This window comes from Glycomyces artemisiae (genome assembly GCF_003002955.1).
GTDB lineage: Bacteria > Actinomycetota > Actinomycetes > Mycobacteriales > Micromonosporaceae > Glycomyces > Glycomyces artemisiae.
Map to the genome: position 1 here is coordinate 313,424 of NZ_PVTJ01000006.1, position 17,131 is coordinate 330,554.

Here is a 17,131-nt window from a genome sequence, read left to right on the forward strand (position 1 = left end):
GGCGGCACCGGATCCTCGCGGATCGGCGCCGCCGCTTCCTATCTCCCGGTTTCCTTAGTAAAGCTCAGTTCTGGGTCCGCTTGCGGACCGTGACGGCCGTGCCGTACGCGCAGACCTCGGTGCCCATGTCGCGGGCGTCGCTCACGTCGAAGCGCATCATGACGACGCCGTTGGCGCCCAAGGACTTCGCCTGGTCCACCATGCGGGTGAGGGCCTCCTCGCGCGACGCGGCGAGGGCCTTCGAGAGGCCCTTCAGCTCGCCGCCGAGGATCGACTTGAAGCCCGAGCCGATGTCGGAGAACATGTTCCGCGAGCGCACCGTGAGCCCGAAGACCTCGCCGTGGGTCTCCAGGACCTCGTAGCCCGGGACGTTCTCCGTCGTCGTGACGACGAAGCCTGAGGCGGTGGGATTCGCGCCGCCGAATTCTCCGACATAGTCCATGCGGGCAACGCTATGCGAATCCGCAGGCCCGCGCGTCGGTCCGAAGAACGAAAAAGCCCCTCATGCTCAGGCATGAGGGGCGGTACCCAGGTACTACGTGCGGTGCACCCGGGCCTACTGCGCGCTGTGCAGGGCGGCGTTCAGCTCGCCCCAGGTGCCCGTGCGCGGGCGCACTTCGAGGACGCCGGTCTGGGTGTTCGTCCAGAACTGGAGGTTGTCCTTGCCCGAGAGGGTCGCGGCCTTGACCACGGTCCCGTCGGGCAGGGTGACCTTCGACCCGGCGGTGACGTAGCAGCCCGCGGCCACGACGCAGTTGTCGCCCAAGGAGATCCCGATGCCGGCGTTCGCGCCGAGGAGGCAGCGCTCGCCGATCGAGATGACCTCCTTGCCGCCGCCCGAGAGCGTCCCCATGATCGAGGAGCCGCCGCCGATGTCGGAGCCGTCGCCGACCACGACGCCCGCGGAGATGCGGCCCTCGACCATCGAGTTGCCGAGCGTCCCGGCGTTGAAGTTCACGAAGCCCTCGTGCATGACCGTGGTCCCCTCGGCGAGGTGCGCGCCCAGGCGCACCCGGGAGGCGTCGGCGATGCGCACGCCCACCGGGGTCACGTAGTCGGCCATCGGCGGGAACTTGTCGAGCGACTTCACTTCGAGAGTCTGACCCTCGCCGCGCAGCTTCAGGCGCGCGGCGTTCACCGAGTCGGCGGGGACGGGGCCGTGGTTCGTCCAGGCGTTGTTCGGGAGGAGCCCGAAGATCCCCGAGAGGTCGATCGTGTGCGGGGTGACGAAGCGGTGCGAGAGGAGGTGGAGGCGCAGGTACACGTCGGCGGTGTCCACCGGCTCCTCGGCGAGGGACTTGACGAGGACCGACACGCCCTTCGAGCGGGTCCCGGTCGGGTTCTCCCGGTCGATCTCCGGCGCGGCCACGCCGGTCGGGGCCTCGCCGAGCCCGAGGCGGGTGAACCACACGTCGAGGACCGTGCCGTCGGGGGCGACCGTGGCCACGCCGACTCCCCAGGCTGCGTCAGTCAGGAATGCACTCATCCTCAGAGCCTATCCACGCGCCGGGTATCGTCTGCGGATGTGACAGTTTTGAGTGAGGCAGTCCTCGCCGACCCGGTCGCGCTGACGCGGGCCCTGTGCGACATCCCGTCCGTCTCGCGCGACGAGGCCGCGATCTGCGACGCGGTGGAGGCGGCCCTCAAGCGGTTGGGCCACTTGACGGTGGAGCGGGTCGGGAACACCCTCGTGGCCCGCACCGAGCTGGGGCGCGGGCGCCGCGTCATGCTCGCCGGGCACCTCGACACCGTCCCGGTCAACGACAACTTCCCCACGCGCACCGAAGGGGACGTGATGTGGGGGCTCGGCACCTCGGACATGAAGTCGGGCACCGCGCTCGCGCTGTGGATCGCGGCGACGGTGGCGGAGCCGAAGTTCGACCTGAGCTTCGCGTTCTACGACTGCGAGGAGATCGAGGCGGTGCACAACGGCCTCAACAAGCTCTCGAAGTCGCGGCCGGAGCTGCTGGCCGCGGACTTCGCGATCCTCCTGGAGCCCACGTACGGCCTGGTCGAGGCCGGGTGCCAGGGGACGATGCGGGCGCGCGTCAAGACCCGCGGGAAGCGGGCGCACTCGGCGCGGTCCTGGAAGGGCGAGAACGCGATCCACCGGCTCGCGCCGGTCCTGGAGCGGCTGAGCGCCTACGAGGCGCGCGAGGTCGACGTGGACGGCTGCACGTACCGGGAGGGCCTGAACGCGGTGTTCATCGGCGGCGGCGTCGCCGGGAACGTCATCCCCGACGAGGGCTGGGTGGAGGTCAACTACCGCTTCGCGCCCGACCGCGACGAGGCCGCCGCCGAAGCGCATGTGCGCGAGGTGTTCGCGGGGCTGGAGGTCGAGCTCGTGGACTCGGCCCCGTCGTGCCGCCCGGGCCTGGACCGGCCCGAGGCCGCCGAGTTCGTGGCCGCGGCGGGCGGGGAGTTCCGCGCCAAGCTCGGCTGGACCGACGTGGCGCGGTTCGCGACCCTCGGCGTCCCCGCGGTGAACTTCGGGCCGGGCGACCCCAACCTCGCCCACAAGCAGGACGAACGCGTCGAGATCCCCCGCATCCGCGCCTGCGCGGACGCGCTGCGGGCGTATGTGGAGGCACCATGACTTCGGACAGGCGAATCACCGACGACCAGCGGCTGCTGGACCTCGAACACAGCGAGGAGTGGAAGCAGCGCGCCGCCTGGCGGGTCATGAAGTTCCAGGCCGAGTTCGTGGAGGGCTTCGACGTGCTCGAAGCCGCCGACCTCGGCGACGCCGTCTGCGTCTACGGCTCCGCGCGCACCGTGGTCGACTCCGAGGAGTACAAGCTCGGCGTGGACCTGGGCCGCAAGCTCGGCGAGGCCGGGTTCTCGGTCATCACCGGCGGCGGCCCCGGCGCGATGGAGGCCGCGAACCGCGGCGCCTACGACGCGGGCGTCAAGTCCGTGGGCCTGGGCATCGAGCTGCCGTTCGAGCAGGGCATCAACGAGTTCGTGGACATCGAGCTGGACTTCAAGTACTTCTTCGTCCGCAAGGTCATGTTCCTGAAGTACTCGTGCGGGTTCTGCGCCCTCCCGGGCGGCTTCGGGACCATGGACGAGCTGTTCGAGGCGCTCACCTTGGAGCAGACCGGCAAAGTGGGCAAGTTCCCGATCGCCCTGATCGGCACCGACTACTGGGGCGGGCTGGTCGAGTGGCTGCGCGCCTCCATGCTCGGCGACGGCAAGATCAGCACGAAGGACCTGGACCTGCTGTTGGTCACCGACGACCTCGACGAGGCCGTGGCGCACATGCAGCAGTCCCGGTCGGCTCAGTCCTCGGCGCGCTCGTAGATGAAGAAGTCGGCGATGGAGCCCTCCGCGCCGAACTCGCGCCACGGGCGCGGGTTGGGGATGCGCTCGCGCAGCCGCCATTCGGGGTAGCGCTCCTCGACGTCCTTGAGGACGGGCCGGATGCGCACGTGCGGCGCGAACTCGCCCGCGAGCGAGGGGTCGCTCGCGTCGCCGGTGAACAGGACGACGTGCCGGCGGGCGGCTCCGAAGACGTGCTTGAGGTGCAGGTCGTAGACGTGGTCCTCGATGAGGTGGTAGATCACGTCGAGCGACATCGCCATGTCGGCGGTGACGAACCCGGCCGGGTCGGAGTAGCTGTCGCCGTCGTAGAGCGCGAAGCTCTTCGTGGGGTCCTCGGCGTACCGCTCCATGGTGCGCCGCAGCTGCGTCGGCGACACGTCGAACCCGAGGTAGCGGGGGTATTCGGCGAGCGAGAGCTGCTCGCCGTCGCCGCAGCCGAACTCGATGACGGACTCGATGCCCTGCTCGGCGACGAACTTGTTGAGGACCTCCGCCTTGAACTCGGCGTTCGTGCCGCGCGAGCCGTCGCCGGAGTTCCCGCCGCTCGCGTAGCGCCCCTCCCAGTAGGCGGCCGAGCCGGGGAACACGTACTCGGCGGCGGGCTCGGGCTCGGGTTCAGGGGCGGGTTCGGGGGCGGTCTCGGGCGCCGCGGGGGCCTCTTCGACGGGGGCGGCCTGCGCGGGTACGCGCCGTCTGCGGGTGAACTTCATCGGTGGGCCTCCGAATCTTGGATAGGGTCGCCGCCGCAAGCTACGGTGCTGCTCGGGATGGGGTGCGCCGGATTGAATGTAGACCCTCGAAAGGTGTTCGCGGTCACCGGCATACCGGTGACCGCGCGTCGCGGGCCCGGGTCAGAGGCTCCGCAGCGGGGCCTTCGGCGGCCGGTCGCCCTTGATGGAGGCGACCATGTCGAGGACCTCGCGGGTCGCGGCCACGTCATGCGCGCGGAAGACCCGCGCCCCGTTCCATGCGGAGATCGCGGTCGCCGCGAGCGTGCCGTTCAGGCGCCGGTCCACCGGCAGGTCGAGGGTCTCCCCCACGAAGTCCTTGCGGGACAGGGCGACCAGCACCGGCCAGCCGGTTTCGGCCAGCTCGTCGAGGCGGCGGGTCAGGTCGAGCGAGTGGTACGTGGTCTTGCCGAAGTCGTGGGTCGGGTCGATGAGGATGCCGTCGGCGCGCACGCCCGCGGCCACGGCGGCCTCCGCGCGCTCCACGAGCTCGCCGCGGACCTCCTTGACGACGTCGCCGTAGACGGCCTTCTCGGCGATCGTGCGCGGCGCGAGCCCGCCGGTGTGGGAGACGACGAGCCCCGCGCCGGTGTCCGAGGCGGCCTCGATCACCGTCGGGTCCCAGCCCGCCCACGTGTCGTTGATGAGCTCCGCCCCCGCGGCGACCGCCTCGCGGGCGACCTCGCCGCGCCACGTGTCGACCGAGATGACCAGCTCGGGGTGGCGGTCGTGGACGGCGGCGATGAGCGGCACGACCCGCTCGATCTCCTCGGCGGGCGTGACCTCCGGCCCGATGTCCCCGGCCTTGACGCCGCCGATGTCGACGATGTCGGCGCCGTTCGCGACCGCGTTGTCCACGGCCGCGACGGCCGCGTCGAACGCGAAGGTCCGCCCGGCGTCGTAGAACGAGTCGGGAGTGCGGTTGACGATCGCCATCACCGCGTAATCGCCGTCATCGAACACCCGTCTGCCAAGTCTCAGAGCACGCATGGCTCTATGCTGACAGCCGCACCAGCCACCCGCCACCGCATCGGCCCCCGCGGCGGCGCGAATGAGCCCAGGAGGAGCACCATGGCCCGCTTCGACCGGTCGCACACCGACGACCTCGCCGCGTTCATCAAGGCGAGCCCCACGCCGTACCACGCGTGCGCCGAGGCGGGCCGGCGGCTGGAGGCGGCCGGGTTCCGGCGGCTCGCCGAGACCGGGGAGTGGCCGCTGGAGGAGCCCGGCGGGTACTACACCGTGCGCGACGGCTCGATCATCGCGTGGCGCGTCACGGGCGCCGACTTCGACGGGTTCCGCATCTTCGGCGCCCACACCGACACCCCCGCGTTCAAGGTCAAGCCGAAGCCCGACACGGGCGCGGCGGGCTGGAAGCAGGTCGCCGTGGAGGTCTACGGCGGCGTGCCGCACCAGACGTGGCTCGACCGGGACCTGGGCGTCGCGGGCCGCCTGATCCTGCGCGATGGAAGCGAGGTGCTCGTGGACGTCGACCGGGCGCTGCTGCGCATCCCGCGCCTGGCGATCCACCTCGACCGCGGCGTCAACGAGGGCCGCGCCCTCGACCCGCAGGGCCAGCTCACCCCGATCTGGGGCCTCGGCCAGCCGCGCGAAGGCGAGTTCCTGGAGTTCATCGCGGGCGAGGCCGGGGTGGACCCCGACGACGTGATCGGCCACGACCTGTTCACCGTCGCCCTCGACGCGCCCGGCTACCTGGGCAAGGACGACGAGCTGTTCGCGGCCTGGCGCCTCGACAACCTCACCAGCGTCCACGCCGGGGTCGCCGCGCTCATCGCCGCCGAGGACACCGGGTCGCACCTGCCGGTGCTCGCCGCGTTCAACTACGAGGAGATCGGGTCGATGACCTACTCCGGCGCGCAGAGCCCGTTCCTGGAGTCGGTGCTCCGGCGCGTCCTCGCCGGGGACTACGAGCGGTACGCGCAGGCGATCGCGTCCTCCGCGATGATGTCCTCCGACACCGGCAACTCGATCCACCCGAACTACCCCGAGAAGCACGAGCCCGGCCACCGGCCCGTCGCGGGCGGCGGCCCGATGATCAAGGTCAGCGCCAACCAGCGGTACGCGAGCGGCGCCGAAGAGGAGGCGCTGTTCCGCCGCGCCGCCGAGCGCGCCGGCATCCCGTGGCAGTACTACGTCAACCGCAACTCGATCCCCGGCGGGACCACGATCGGCCCGATCTCCGGCACCCGGCTCGGCATCCTCACTGTGGACGTGGGCCTGCCGATCCTGTCGATGCACTCGGCGCGCGAGCTGTGCGGCGCCGACGACCCGGCCCGGCTCGCCGAACTCGCGCTGGGGCTCTTCGAGCACTAGGCGACTCCCCGCTCCGGAGTCCTCACGCCCTGCGCTGCACCGGTAAGGTGGTGTCGTTCACGGCACCCCCTTGGAGGCGGCATTGACTTGGCGGACCGAACTGGAGCGGGCCGCGGCGCGGCTGCGCGAAGCCGCCGGGGCCGCCGACCGGGCCGAGCGGCTCCTCGTCGAGGCCGCCACGCAGCTCGCCGCCGACGACACCGAGCGCCGCAGAAGTGAACTGGCCCAGCGGCTCAGCGCGGCAGCGGCCGGCGCCGCCACCGGATGGCTCGGCGACGACCTCGCGAAGACCGACCCCGACACGCCCCTGTGGACCGACCCTAGGGGGGTCGAGGCCGTGCGGATCGGGACGGCCCTCTTGGACGACGAGCCCGCGTTCCCCGCACTGACGGGCCTGCTCGGCAAGGGCCACCTCGTGTGCGACGGCGACGCCGCCGACCCGCGCGTGGCCGGGATGCTCCAGTCGCTGCTCGTGCGGGTCACCGCCGCGCACCCCGACCTCGAACTGTCCCTCGTGGACGGCGTCACGCTCGGGCAGGTGTTCGCGCCCGCGACCGCGCTCGTCGACGCCGGGATCGCCGCCCCCGTCGCCACCGACCACCTCGCGCTCGGACGGGCCCTCACCGCCGCCGAGAAGCGGCTCACCGAGCTGCGCGACATCGCCGCCCGCGGCCAGTCGATCGCCGACCGGCCCTACCACCTCATCGTCATCGCCGGACTCCCGCCGGAAGTCGGCAAGACCATGCGCGAGCGCCTCGCGGCCCTCGCCCACGCCGGGCCCGCCGCCCGCTGCCACCTCGTGCTGTGCGGCTGGAGGAACCACCCGCACCGCGAACCGCTCCCCGCCATCGAGCACGCGACCTACCTCGAATGCGGCGACGAGGTCCGGCTCGGGAGCCTCCCGCTGCCCGTGGTCCTCGACGCCGCGCCACCGCCCCGCCTGGCGCGCACCGTGTTCGGCTCGCGGGCGCGCCAGCGCCGCGAGGCGGGCGAGCTGTCGGTGGCCGACCTGGTGCCCGCCGAGCTGTGGACCGAGTCGAGCCGGAGCGGGCTGACGACGGTGATCGGTCGCGACCAGGCCGGGAGCATGGCCGGGGGCGACGTGGAGGTGTCGTTCGACGACGCGACGCCGCACTGGCTCATCGGCGGGCGCACCGGCGGCGGCAAGACCGTGTTCCTCCTCGACGTGCTGTACGGGCTCGCGACCCGGTACTCCCCCGAGGAGCTGGAGCTGTACCTCCTGGACTTCAAGGAGGGCGTGTCGTTCACGGAGTTCACGCCCTCGCCGCTGGACCCGTCGTGGATCCCGCACGTGAAGGCCGTCGGCGTCGAGTCCGACCGCGAGTACGGGGTGGCGGTCCTGGCGGCGCTGCGCGCGGAGCTGACGCGGCGGGCCGGGCTGATGAAGCGGGCGGGGGCGACGCGGCTGGCGCGGCTGCGGGAGCTGCGGCCGGAGCTGCGGCTGCCGCGGATCGTGGCCGTGGTGGACGAGTTCCACGTGCTGTTCGCGGGGAACGACCGGCTCGCGGGCGAGGCGGTGGCGCACCTGGAGGAGCTGGCGCGCAAGGGCCGCTCGTACGGGGTGCACCTGGTGCTGGCGTCGCAGACGATCTCGGGGATCGAGGCGCTGTACTCCAAGAAGGACTCGATCTTCGGGCAGTTCCCGCTGCGGGTGGCGCTGCCGGGGGCGCGGCACCTGCTGGACGAGGGGAACGACGCGGCGGTCGAGTCGGTGGGGCAGGCGATCCTGAACGACGCCGGAGGTCTGAAGGGCCGCAACCGGACGTGCCGGTTCCCGGACGCGTCGAGCGCGGACGACCTGCTGGCGCGGCTGCGGCGGGAGCTGTGGGAGCGGCGGGACTCGGACGCGGAGCCGGTGGTGTTCCGCGGGTTCGACGAGCAGCACCTCGCGGCCGACCCGGGGTTCGCGTCGCTCGTGCCGACGCACGCGCCGCGGGCGCTGGTGGGCCGGGCGGTGGACGTGCACATGTCGACGGTGGGCTACCAGTTCGACCGGAGCCCGGGGCGGCACCTGGCGGTGCTGGGGACGTCGATCGTGGCGGCCGACGTGCTGACGTCGGCGGCGCTGTCGGTGGCGCGGCAGCACGAGCCGGGGAGCGTGGAGTTCCAGGTCGCGGCGACGGCCGCGGGCGCGGAGGACCTCGCGCGGGACCTGGTGGAGGAGTTGAAGGGCGCCGGGCACGAGTGCCGGGAGCTGGAGCCGGGGTCGATCCTGACGGCGCCGCGCGGGAAGCCGGTGTACCTGGTGTGGTTCGGGGCCGACGGCGCGGACGGGAAGCCGGGGACGCTGCGGGACCTGCTGCTGCACGGCCCGGCGACGGGCGCGCACGTCATCGGCTGGTGGCGGGGCGCGCGGCGGTTCCTCGACGACATCGGCGGCACGGCCGGGCGCGAGCACGTGGCCGGGGTGGTGGCGCTGAACATCGCCGCGAACGACCTGGCGGCGATCACCGGCGGGTACGAGCGGGCCTGGGAGGCGCGCGCGAACCGGTGCCTGGTGATCGACCGGCACGCGGGGACCGAGGTGCTGGCGGTGCCGTACGTGCGGCCCGGCCGCCTGGACGAAGTGGTGGAGACCCGATGAGCTTGAGCGCGTACGAAGACCTGGTCCACGAGCTGGCGCGGCTCGACGCCGACTCGGCGGCGAGCAGCGCGCAGGCGACGCGGCGGCTGGAGCGGCGGCGGCTGGCGCTCGCGGGCGTGCGGACCGAGCTGGACGCGCGGACCGCGGAGGTGGTGGACCTGAGCGTGCGGCTGCGCCAGTCCACGCCGGACCTGATGCCCTCGAACGCGCTCCAGGAGGCCGAGACGGCGGTGGACGACCCGGACGCGGCGCTCGCGCAGGCCGAGACCGCGCTGCGGGAGGCGGAGCTGTCGCTGCGGGCGACGGTGCGCGCGGCCCAGCGGCCGACGCTCCTGCCGGACGTGCACCACGTGGTGCGCGAGCTCCTCGTCTACGGCGCGTGCATGATCGCGTGCCTGATCGGGCAGCTGGTCTATCTGGCGGCGAGCGGCGGGGGCGGCGAGGCCGCGTGGTGGGTCATGTTCCTGCCGCCCGTCATGGCCGCGCTGGTGGGGTATCTGCTGGTGGGGGCCGCGAACCGGCCCCGGCTGCCGCGCACGGACCGCGACGGGCGGCCGGTGAAGGCGGTCGTCCCCCACAACCCGCGTCTGGGAGTGACCCTCGCGGTCTGCACAATGGCGCTGTTCGCCTATTTCGCGTTCTTCGCTTAGAACTGCTTGGAGGGTCCCGTGGGTCTCGTGCTCCCGGTCATCGTCGCCGTCGTCGGCGTGTGGATCGCGTTCTCGATCGTCGTGTGGGCCACCGGCCGCGACACGCTGCTGGACCTCGCGCCCGCGGGCGCGCCGCCCGGGCTCGGGGACGAGGAGCCGGTGAGCGAGGCGTCCGTGGGGGCGCTGCGGTTCGACACCGGGGCGCGCGGCTACCGGACCGACCAGGTCGACGCGGCGCTGAACCGCCTCGCGTGGGAGATCGGCCGCCGCGACGAGCAGCTGGCGGCGCTGCGGGCCGAACTGGACGGCGGGGAAGCCGTTGCGGCCGAAGCGGATCGCGAGGAGGCGGCCGACGCCGAGTACGGCGACGGTCCGGTCGAGCCGGAGACGCAGGCGGAGGCGTTCGACGCCGAGCCGTTCGACGAACCCCTCGAAGAGGACACGTTCCGGCTCGCGAAGGAGTCCGGCGCGGACGGTGAGGGGACCGGACGTGAGGCAGGGCGCGAGGATGAAGGGGAGGCGCCGCCGCGCGGCGGGTCGTGATGGGATAAGCCCATGCGTTATTGGCTGCTGGTGTTGCACGAGGACGAGTACGCGGAGCAACAGGCGTACGAGGTCGAGTCGGTCGAGCCGGAGGGGGCCCGTCCCGAGGGCGCCGCGGACGGCGACGAGGTGGCCCTGGCCGGCCCGGAGGGCGTCTTCGCGCTGGGCGAGCTGGTCGGCCCCGCGGTCGTGTACCGGCGCCGCCTGGAGGAGCCGGAGAAGACCGACGAGAGCGCCGGTGTCGAGGCGGGCTGGACGCAGCTCATGCCGGACGCGTGGGAGGACCTGGTCCGCAGCCTGCCGACGCCGGAGCGGCGCAGCGACTGGCTCGTGACGCTGTCGATGCCGATCGAGGCGGTCGACAAGGCCGAGGCGGTGCGCCTGTTCTGGTCGTACATCCGGTCGCTGGGGCCCAAGGAGCTGCCGACGTTCGTGTCGCCGTACGGGCGCGAGATCGAGGGGACCGCGTTCCTCCTGGGCGCCGAGCACGAGCAGGACCCGGAAGAGTAGTCCGGTACCCGGACGGACCGTCACGATCCGGCATTGTTTCAGGGCTCTGCGCACGGGAAACGGAAAACCGCAAATCGGGTGTCCGATTTAAACGGTTTTAGGCACTTTCTCCGCAACTTTGTCACATACTCGGAGGGGCGAGTTGGCTCTCGGCCTGCGGATCGGGGAAACTTGATCTAGCAACGTCGAGTCGCAACCTGCGGCCTTGGATCGAGGGGAGACGAATATGGCGGCCATGAAGCCGCGGACCGGCGATGGTCCGTTGGAGGTTACCCAGGAGGGCCGCGGCATCATCATGCGGGTGCCGCTGGAAGGCGGCGGTCGTCTTGTGGTCGAGATGACGCCGGAAGAGGCCGAGACCTTGAACAAGGAGCTCCAGGGCGCCCTCGAATAACGGCCCGAAGCCACCCCACTCGGCGGTCACCCCGCCGCCGGTCCGGACTGAGGACCCGCTGCACGGTTCCGTGAAGCGGGTCCTTCTTCGCGCCCTCGGACCGGTCGTGCGCGGGCGCCGAGCGGGGTGGACGCGCGCGGCGTGTCGTGTGGGCGCAGCGGAATCCGGACGCACCGTCACGGGCCGGGCCGGAATCGCAGCGCGGGTGAAGGGGCGGCAAATGCGGCATAGACTCTACCCATGACTTCCGGCACCCAGCCGCCCCAGGCAGATCCGGGCGACCAGTGGCGACCCCAGCAGCCCTGGCAGCAGTCGGCTCCAGAGCAGCAGGCGCCGCAGGCCCCGCAGACGGCGGCGCAGCCGGCCCCGCAGGAACCCGCGTCTCCGGCGCACCCCGCCGGACCCGCCGCGGACGGGCGCCACGACGTCGCGATGGCCGCACCGCAGCCGCAGGCCGCCGCGCAGCAGCCGCCCGCCGGCCAGGCCGCGTGGTGGCATCCCGCGGCCGCGAGCGACCCGTGGCGGGACCCGGGCAGCCGGGCCGTGATCGAGACCCGCCCGGCGCCGGTCGCGACCCCGCTCGAACCGCTTCCCGAGCGGCCCCGCCGGACCGCGCGGGCCGGGCTCGGGCTCGTCGTCGCCGTCTCGGCGGTCACCGCGCTCATCGCAGGGGTCCTCGGCGCGGCCATCGGCATCTGGGCCACCCGCGGCGACATCGGCGGCACGATCACGGGCGCCGACCCCGAGACGCAGCGTGACCTCACCTCCGTGGCGGGCGTCGTCGAGCAGATCATGCCGTCGGTCGTCACGGTCCTCACCGCGGACGGCGGCAACGGCTCCGGCTTCATCGTCTCCGACGACGGGTACCTGCTCACCAACCACCACGTGGTCGTCGGCGGCGGCACCGAGCCCGCCGAGCAGCTCCAGGTCCTGTTCAGCGACGGGTCCGTGACCACCGCGAACGTCATCGGCTCCGACCCCGACTCCGACGTCGCGGTCCTCCAGATCGAGGGCGGCGACCACCCGGCGATGGTCCTCGCCGACTCCGACAAGGTCGCCGTCGGCGACCCGGTGCTCGCCGTCGGGGCGCCGCTCGGGCTGTCGTCGACGGTCACCGAGGGCATCGTCTCCGCGATCGACCGGCCCGTGCTCACCGAGAACAACAACGGCGAGGTCGAGTCGGTGATGGCCGCGATCCAGACCGACGCGGCGATCAACCCCGGCAACTCCGGCGGGCCGCTCACCGACATCGCCGGGCAGGTCATCGGCATCAACACCGCCATCGCGTCCACCGCGGCCGAGGGCGAGGCCGGGAACATCGGCATCGGCTTCGCGATCCCGATCAACCAGGCCAAGCGCATCGCCGACGAGATCATCGCGACCGGCAGCGCCGCCCACACCGTCCTCGGCGCCGAGCTCGGAGAATCCGAATTGGGCGTCGGCGTGACCCTCGCGACGATCGTCGACGGCTCCCCCGCCGACGACGCGGGCCTGGAGGACGGCGACCTCCTCACCGCCTTCGACGGCACCAGGGTCACCGAGAACACCCAGCTGATCGCCCTCATCCGCAAGCTCGCGCCCGGGACCGTGGTCACGGTGGTGTACGAGCGCGATGGCGAGGAGCACAGCGCCCAGGTCACTCTAGAAGCGGCCGCGGACTGACGTGGGGGTACGCTAGGCGGAGGTTTTTCAGGTACCAGCAGTCACAGTCGGTCATCGGAGGGTCAGCGTGTTCGGAGGCTTGGGCGGAACCGAGTTCCTCGTCATCATCCTCATCGCGATCTTCCTGTGGGGCCCCGACAAGCTGCCCAAGGCCCTCGCGAACCTCCGCCGGTTCATCTCGAAGGCCCGGAACATGGCGTCGAACGCCGCGGCCGACCTCAGCCGCGAGATCGGCACCGACATCAAGCCCGAGGACCTCAACCCCAAGACGTTCGTGCGCAAGCACATCCTGACCGAAGAGGACCAGGAGATGCTCACGAACCCCCTCAAGTCCACGATGCGCGACCTCCAGGACGGCACGAAGCCGCTCCAGGAGGGCCTCGCGGACGCGACCCGCGACATCGAGACGACCCGCCGCAACGTCAACCGCGGCGCGATCACGCGCGGCACGAACGGATCCTCGAACGGCAGCGCGAACGGCGCCGCCACCGGCTCGGACGACGCCCCGGCCGCCGAGCGGACCCGCGGGCGCTCGGCCAGTTTCGACGACGTCACCTGATCGGGGTTTCCCCGTCGTACCCGGATGGAACACTGGCCGGATGATCGGAACTTGGCACGGCCTCATCATCGACTGCCCCGACCCGGGTGCGCTCGCGTCCTTCTACCAGGAGCTGCTCGGCATGGTCCGGGTCCAGGACGACGGCGACTGGGTCGTCATCGGCGACGCGCCCGACCGGCCCGGCGTGGCCTTCCAGCAGATCCCCGACTTCACCACGCCCACCTGGCCGGGCGGCGCGCACCCGCAGCAGATGCACTTCGACGTGCGCGTGCCCGACCTCGACGCGGGCGAGGCGGCGGCGCTGGAGCTCGGGGCGAGCCGCCTCGACGGCGGCGGGGAGACCTACCGGGTCTTCGCCGACCCGGTCGGGCACCCGTTCTGCCTGGTCACCATGTGATCGGGAGGATCGACGTGCGAACGCGCGGAACGGCCCGGGCGACGCCCGGGCCGTTCCGCGCGTCGATGCGTCAGACGGTGGTGCCGACCATCCCGAGGGAGGCGACGCCGCTGATGTACATGATGATGGCGATCGCGGCCCACGCGCATTCGATGATGCCGAGGATCAGGCCGGTCATCGCCATGCCCTTGCCGCCGGCCTGGCCGAGCTTGATCTTCTTGAGCGCCACGGCGCCCATCGCGACGGCGATGATGCCGCAGATGAGGTTCACGAAGGGCACGCAGAAGAGCGCGACGGCGACGATGCCGAGCACCATCGAGGCCACGGCCTGGCCCTTGGGGAGCTGCGGGCCGTACGGGCCGGGCGCGCCGTACTGCGGCGGGTAGCCGGGGGCGGCGGGCGGGAGCTGCGGGGCGGCACCGTAACCGGGCTGCTGGGGCTGGCTGTAGCCCGGCTGCTGCGGCTGCGGGCTGTAGCCGGGCTGCTGGGGCTGGGAACCGGGCTGGCTGCCGTACGGGTCGTACTGGAAGCCGCCCTGACCGGACTGGTCCGGAGTTGGAGGATAGGTCATCGCTGCACTCTCTGCTCGGGCGGAAACGGCGCGGGGACGTTCACGATAACCGATTCGCGCCACAGCGTGGTGACGAGGCCGCTTCGCGAACGAGTGGTGGGACGGCGGGTCAGGGCGCGAATGGGCGTATTTCCCAACAAGTTCAGCGCTCGACGATCCGACCGCGGAGGACGATCAGGGACGGCTCGCGGGCCGCGGTCAGGTCGGTGCGCGGGTCGCGGTCGTAGACGACGACGTCGCCGAGGTCGGGGGCGAGGCCGAGCCATTCGCGGGCCTTCCAGGAGGCCGCGGCGACGACCTCGGCGAGGGGGATGCCCGCGGACTCGTGGAGCAGGCGCATCTCCTCGGCGGCGAGGCCGTGGTCGATGCCGCCGCCCGCGTCGGTGCCGAGCCGGACCTGCACGCCCGCCTCCCAGGCGGCGCGCACGACCTCCGGGAAGCCCCGTTTGAGGCGGCGCATGTGGTCGGCGTAGCGGGGGAACTTGACGTCGGCCCCGGCCGCGATGTCGTCGAACGTCTCGATGTTGATCATGGTGGGCACCAGGGAGATCCCCTTGGCGGCCATGGTGTCGAGGAGGTCCGCGGACAGGCCGGTGCCGTGCTCGACGGAGTCGGCCCCGGCGGCGACGACGCACTCGACGGCCTCTTCGGAGAACGTGTGGACGGCGACGCGGGCGCCCTCGGCCTGCGCCGCGTGGATCGCGGCGGTGAGGACCTCGGGCTCGAAGGACGGGGCGAGGTCGCCGCGGCCGCGGTCGATCCAGTCCCCCACGAGCTTCACCCAGCCGTCGCCGAGCTTCGCCTGCCGGGCGAGCGCGGCGGCGGCCTCGTGCGGCTCGCATTCGAGGCCGATGCCGCGCAGGTAGCGCTTGGAGGCGGCGATGTGGTGCCCGGCGCGGATGAGCCGCGGGAGGCCGTCCTCGCCGACGAGCTCGGGGTACGGGTAGGGCGATCCGGCGTCGCGGATGGCGAGGACGCCGGCGTCGCGGTCGGTGCGGGCGAGCGCGCGGGCCTCGTCGAGGCTCTCGATGGGGGCCGCGCCGCGGCGGATGCCGATGTGGCAGTGGGCGTCCACGAGCCCGGGCAGGGCGTACCCGGAGGTGGCGACGGTGCGCGCGCCGGGGACGGGGTCGAACGTGATGCGGTCGCCGTCGACGTAGAGGTCGCAGACCGTGTCGTACGGGAGCCAGACGACGCGGAGGTGGAGCGGCGCGAGCGGTTCGAGTGCAGTCATCGCCTCGCAGTATCACCCGGACGGGTCGCGATGTCCAGCGCCGGGCCCCGTGTCGGGCCCGGCGCGGGGGCGCTACTTGTCCTTGCCCTGGTCCTTGAAGAACTGCTCCAGGTCGATGTCGGGCAGGTCGGCCGGGTTGAAGCCGGAGAGGTCCGGCATCTGGCCGCCGAGGCCCTGCGGGGCGCGCTGCTGCTGCGAGGCGGGGCCGCCGCGGCGCACGGTCTTCTTCTTGGCGCCCTTCTTGCCCTTGCGCTTGGTGTACGGCGACTTCGTGGCCTTGCCGGTGGGGATGCCCATGGCGCCGCCCATCTGGCGCATCATCTTCTGCGCCTCCTTGAACCGGGCGAGGAGCTGGTTCACCTCGGAGACGGTGACGCCGGAGCCGTTGGCGATGCGCAGGCGGCGGGAGCCGTTGATGAGCGACGAGTCGCGGCGCTCGGCGGGGGTCATCGAGCGGATGATCGCCGTGGTGCGGTCGATCTGCTTGTCGTCGATGGAGTCGATCTGCTGCTTCATCTGGCCCATGCCGGGCATCATCTTGAGCAGGTTGCCGATGGGGCCCATCTTGCGGATGGCCTGCATCTGGTCGAGGAAGTCCTCCAGCGTGAAGTCCTCGCCCTTGAGGAGCTTCTCGGTGTACTCCTCCTTCTGCTTCTCCTCGAAGACGGCCTCGGCCTGCTCGATGAGGGTGAGCATGTCGCCCATGCCGAGGATGCGCGAGGACATCCGGTCGGGGTGGAAGACGTCGAAGTCCTCCAGCTTCTCGCCGGTGGACGCGAAGAGGATGGGGCGGCCGGTGACGTGGCGGACGGACAGGGCCGCGCCGCCGCGGGCGTCGCCGTCGAGCTTGGAGAGGACGACGCCGGTGACGCCGACGCCGTCGCGGAAGGCCTCGGCGGTGTTGACGGCGTCCTGGCCGACCATGGCGTCGATGACGAAGAGGACCTCGTCGGGGTTCACGGCGTCGCGGATGTCGCGGGCCTGCTGCATCATCTCCTCGTCGATGCCGAGGCGACCGGCCGTGTCGACGATGACGATGTCGTGGCCGCGCTGCTTCGCTTCGGCGATGGAGTCGGTGGCGACCTTGACGGGGTCGCCGACGCCGGAGCCGGGCTCGGGCGCGTAGGCGGCGACGCCCGCGCGCTCGGCGAGGACCTGGAGCTGGTTCACGGCGTTGGGGCGCTGGAGGTCGGCGGCGACCAGGAGCGGGGAGTGCCCGTCGCCCTTGAGCCACTTGGCGAGCTTCCCGGCGAGGGTGGTCTTGCCCGCGCCCTGGAGGCCCGCGAGCATGATGACCGTGGGCGGCTGCTTCGCGTAGTTGAGGCGCCGGGTCTCGCCGCCGAGGATCGCGATGAGCTCCTCGTTGACGACCTTGACGATCTGCTGGGCGGGGTTGAGGGCCTTGGAGACCTCGGCGCCCTTGCAGCGCTCCTCGATGCGGGAGATGAAGGTCCTGACCACCGGGAGCGCGACGTCGGCTTCAAGGAGCGCGCGGCGGATCTCGCGGGCCGTGGAGGCGATGTCGGCATCGGTCAGGCGGCCCTTGCCGCGGATCGACTCGAAGATTCCCGACAGTCGATCTGACAATGCGTCGAACACGGGCTGACCTCTCGGTGGGTT

18 protein-coding genes are annotated in these 17,131 nt (G+C 72.1%); 11 read left to right on the forward strand and 7 right to left on the reverse strand.

Annotated elements, in window-relative coordinates; all coding sequences use genetic code 11:
• Positions 1-64: 64 nt before the first annotated feature.
• Together B0I28_RS17165 and B0I28_RS17170 are read right to left on the reverse strand one after the other, a co-directional pair.
• On the reverse strand, positions 65-442 hold the full coding sequence (locus tag B0I28_RS17165) for a YbjQ family protein (RefSeq protein ID WP_106365053.1): 378 nt from the start codon (positions 440-442) through the stop codon (positions 65-67).
• A 114-nt stretch (positions 443-556) separates the two neighbouring features.
• Positions 557-1,486 (reverse strand): DapH/DapD/GlmU-related protein, encoded by a 930-nt coding sequence (locus tag B0I28_RS17170; RefSeq protein WP_106365054.1) that lies wholly within the window; start codon positions 1,484-1,486, stop codon positions 557-559.
• 39 nt (positions 1,487-1,525) lie between these two features.
• On the opposite strand from B0I28_RS17170, the gene dapE reads away from it, so the two are divergent.
• Positions 1,526-2,596: a succinyl-diaminopimelate desuccinylase gene (dapE, locus tag B0I28_RS17175; RefSeq protein ID WP_106365055.1), complete on the forward strand. Its 1,071-nt coding sequence runs from the start codon at positions 1,526-1,528 to the stop codon at positions 2,594-2,596.
• Complete coding sequence (locus B0I28_RS17180) at positions 2,593-3,303, forward strand: LOG family protein (protein ID WP_106365056.1); 711 nt, start codon at positions 2,593-2,595, stop codon at positions 3,301-3,303. The genes dapE and B0I28_RS17180 overlap by 4 nt, the downstream gene beginning before the upstream one ends.
• Here B0I28_RS17180 and B0I28_RS27315 read toward each other — a convergent pair.
• Together B0I28_RS27315 and folP are read right to left on the reverse strand one after the other, a co-directional pair.
• Entirely contained in the window at positions 3,282-4,034 is a 753-nt protein-coding gene (locus B0I28_RS27315) for a class I SAM-dependent methyltransferase (protein ID WP_181245825.1), read from the reverse strand. The two genes, B0I28_RS17180 and B0I28_RS27315, sit on opposite strands and share 22 nt — an antisense overlap.
• Positions 4,035-4,175: 141 nt before the next feature.
• Positions 4,176-5,042, reverse strand: coding sequence for a dihydropteroate synthase (folP, locus tag B0I28_RS17190; RefSeq protein WP_106365057.1), 867 nt, complete (start codon positions 5,040-5,042; stop codon positions 4,176-4,178).
• Positions 5,043-5,123: 81 nt separating this feature from the next.
• On the opposite strand from folP, the gene B0I28_RS17195 reads away from it, so the two are divergent.
• The 9 genes from B0I28_RS17195 to B0I28_RS17235 all read left to right on the forward strand — a co-directional run bounded on the left by B0I28_RS17195 (position 5,124) and on the right by B0I28_RS17235 (position 13,706).
• On the forward strand, positions 5,124-6,386 hold the full coding sequence (locus B0I28_RS17195; protein ID WP_106365058.1) for a M18 family aminopeptidase: 1,263 nt from the start codon (positions 5,124-5,126) through the stop codon (positions 6,384-6,386).
• Positions 6,387-6,468: 82 nt separating this feature from the next.
• Positions 6,469-8,991: an FtsK/SpoIIIE domain-containing protein gene (locus tag B0I28_RS17200; RefSeq protein WP_106365059.1), complete on the forward strand. Its 2,523-nt coding sequence runs from the start codon at positions 6,469-6,471 to the stop codon at positions 8,989-8,991.
• Entirely contained in the window at positions 8,988-9,641 is a 654-nt protein-coding gene (locus B0I28_RS17205; protein WP_106365060.1) for a hypothetical protein, read from the forward strand. Before B0I28_RS17200 ends, B0I28_RS17205 begins: the two co-directional genes overlap by 4 nt.
• An 18-nt stretch (positions 9,642-9,659) precedes the next feature.
• Positions 9,660-10,184 (forward strand): DivIVA domain-containing protein, encoded by a 525-nt coding sequence (locus B0I28_RS17210; protein ID WP_181245826.1) that lies wholly within the window; start codon positions 9,660-9,662, stop codon positions 10,182-10,184.
• Positions 10,185-10,196: 12 nt separating this feature from the next.
• Positions 10,197-10,694, forward strand: a complete 498-nt coding sequence (locus B0I28_RS27950) for a hypothetical protein (protein ID WP_146148139.1) — start codon at positions 10,197-10,199, stop codon at positions 10,692-10,694.
• Between the two features lie 226 nt (positions 10,695-10,920).
• Positions 10,921-11,088 carry a DUF3117 domain-containing protein gene (locus tag B0I28_RS17220; RefSeq protein WP_081913440.1) on the forward strand — a complete coding sequence of 56 codons (168 nt, stop codon included), beginning with the start codon at positions 10,921-10,923 and terminating at the stop codon, positions 11,086-11,088.
• A gap of 240 nt (positions 11,089-11,328) precedes the next feature.
• Positions 11,329-12,750 carry a S1C family serine protease gene (locus B0I28_RS17225; protein ID WP_106365063.1) on the forward strand — a complete coding sequence of 474 codons (1,422 nt, stop codon included), beginning with the start codon at positions 11,329-11,331 and terminating at the stop codon, positions 12,748-12,750.
• Between the two features lie 79 nt (positions 12,751-12,829).
• Positions 12,830-13,309, forward strand: a complete 480-nt coding sequence (locus tag B0I28_RS17230; RefSeq protein ID WP_106365064.1) for a twin-arginine translocase TatA/TatE family subunit — start codon at positions 12,830-12,832, stop codon at positions 13,307-13,309.
• Positions 13,310-13,349: 40 nt separating this feature from the next.
• Positions 13,350-13,706, forward strand: coding sequence for a VOC family protein (locus B0I28_RS17235; protein WP_106365065.1), 357 nt, complete (start codon positions 13,350-13,352; stop codon positions 13,704-13,706).
• Positions 13,707-13,776: 70 nt separating this feature from the next.
• Here the strand turns inward: B0I28_RS17235 and B0I28_RS17240 are convergent, their stop codons facing one another.
• From B0I28_RS17240 to ffh, 3 genes are all read right to left on the reverse strand, one after another.
• Complete coding sequence (locus B0I28_RS17240; RefSeq protein WP_106365066.1) at positions 13,777-14,277, reverse strand: DUF4190 domain-containing protein; 501 nt, start codon at positions 14,275-14,277, stop codon at positions 13,777-13,779.
• Positions 14,278-14,419: 142 nt separating this feature from the next.
• The gene (locus B0I28_RS17245; RefSeq protein WP_106365067.1) at positions 14,420-15,511 is read right to left on the reverse strand and encodes an amidohydrolase family protein; all 1,092 of its coding nucleotides are present in this window, start codon (positions 15,509-15,511) and stop codon (positions 14,420-14,422) included.
• A 72-nt stretch (positions 15,512-15,583) separates the two neighbouring features.
• On the reverse strand, positions 15,584-17,110 hold the full coding sequence (ffh, locus tag B0I28_RS17250; RefSeq protein ID WP_106365068.1) for a signal recognition particle protein: 1,527 nt from the start codon (positions 17,108-17,110) through the stop codon (positions 15,584-15,586).
• Between the last annotated feature and the right edge of the window lie 21 nt (positions 17,111-17,131).

What these genes read in the sequence shown, in the direction of transcription:
- B0I28_RS17165 (WP_106365053.1), bottom strand. Translation starts at nt 442, where the DNA reads ATGGACTATGTCGGAGAATTCGGCGGCGCGAATCCCACCGCCTCAGGC.
- B0I28_RS17170 (WP_106365054.1), bottom strand. Translation starts at nt 1,486, where the DNA reads ATGAGTGCATTCCTGACTGACGCAGCCTGGGGAGTCGGCGTGGCCACG.
- B0I28_RS17180 (WP_106365056.1), top strand. Translation starts at nt 2,593, where the DNA reads ATGACTTCGGACAGGCGAATCACCGACGACCAGCGGCTGCTGGACCTC.
- B0I28_RS27315 (WP_181245825.1), bottom strand. Translation starts at nt 4,034, where the DNA reads ATGAAGTTCACCCGCAGACGGCGCGTACCCGCGCAGGCCGCCCCCGTC.
- folP (WP_106365057.1), bottom strand. Translation starts at nt 5,042, where the DNA reads ATGCGTGCTCTGAGACTTGGCAGACGGGTGTTCGATGACGGCGATTAC.
- B0I28_RS17195 (WP_106365058.1), top strand. Translation starts at nt 5,124, where the DNA reads ATGGCCCGCTTCGACCGGTCGCACACCGACGACCTCGCCGCGTTCATC.
- B0I28_RS17205 (WP_106365060.1), top strand. Translation starts at nt 8,988, where the DNA reads ATGAGCTTGAGCGCGTACGAAGACCTGGTCCACGAGCTGGCGCGGCTC.
- B0I28_RS27950 (WP_146148139.1), top strand. Translation starts at nt 10,197, where the DNA reads ATGCGTTATTGGCTGCTGGTGTTGCACGAGGACGAGTACGCGGAGCAA.
- B0I28_RS17220 (WP_081913440.1), top strand. Translation starts at nt 10,921, where the DNA reads ATGGCGGCCATGAAGCCGCGGACCGGCGATGGTCCGTTGGAGGTTACC.
- B0I28_RS17225 (WP_106365063.1), top strand. Translation starts at nt 11,329, where the DNA reads ATGACTTCCGGCACCCAGCCGCCCCAGGCAGATCCGGGCGACCAGTGG.
- B0I28_RS17235 (WP_106365065.1), top strand. Translation starts at nt 13,350, where the DNA reads ATGATCGGAACTTGGCACGGCCTCATCATCGACTGCCCCGACCCGGGT.
- B0I28_RS17240 (WP_106365066.1), bottom strand. Translation starts at nt 14,277, where the DNA reads ATGACCTATCCTCCAACTCCGGACCAGTCCGGTCAGGGCGGCTTCCAG.
- B0I28_RS17245 (WP_106365067.1), bottom strand. Translation starts at nt 15,511, where the DNA reads ATGACTGCACTCGAACCGCTCGCGCCGCTCCACCTCCGCGTCGTCTGG.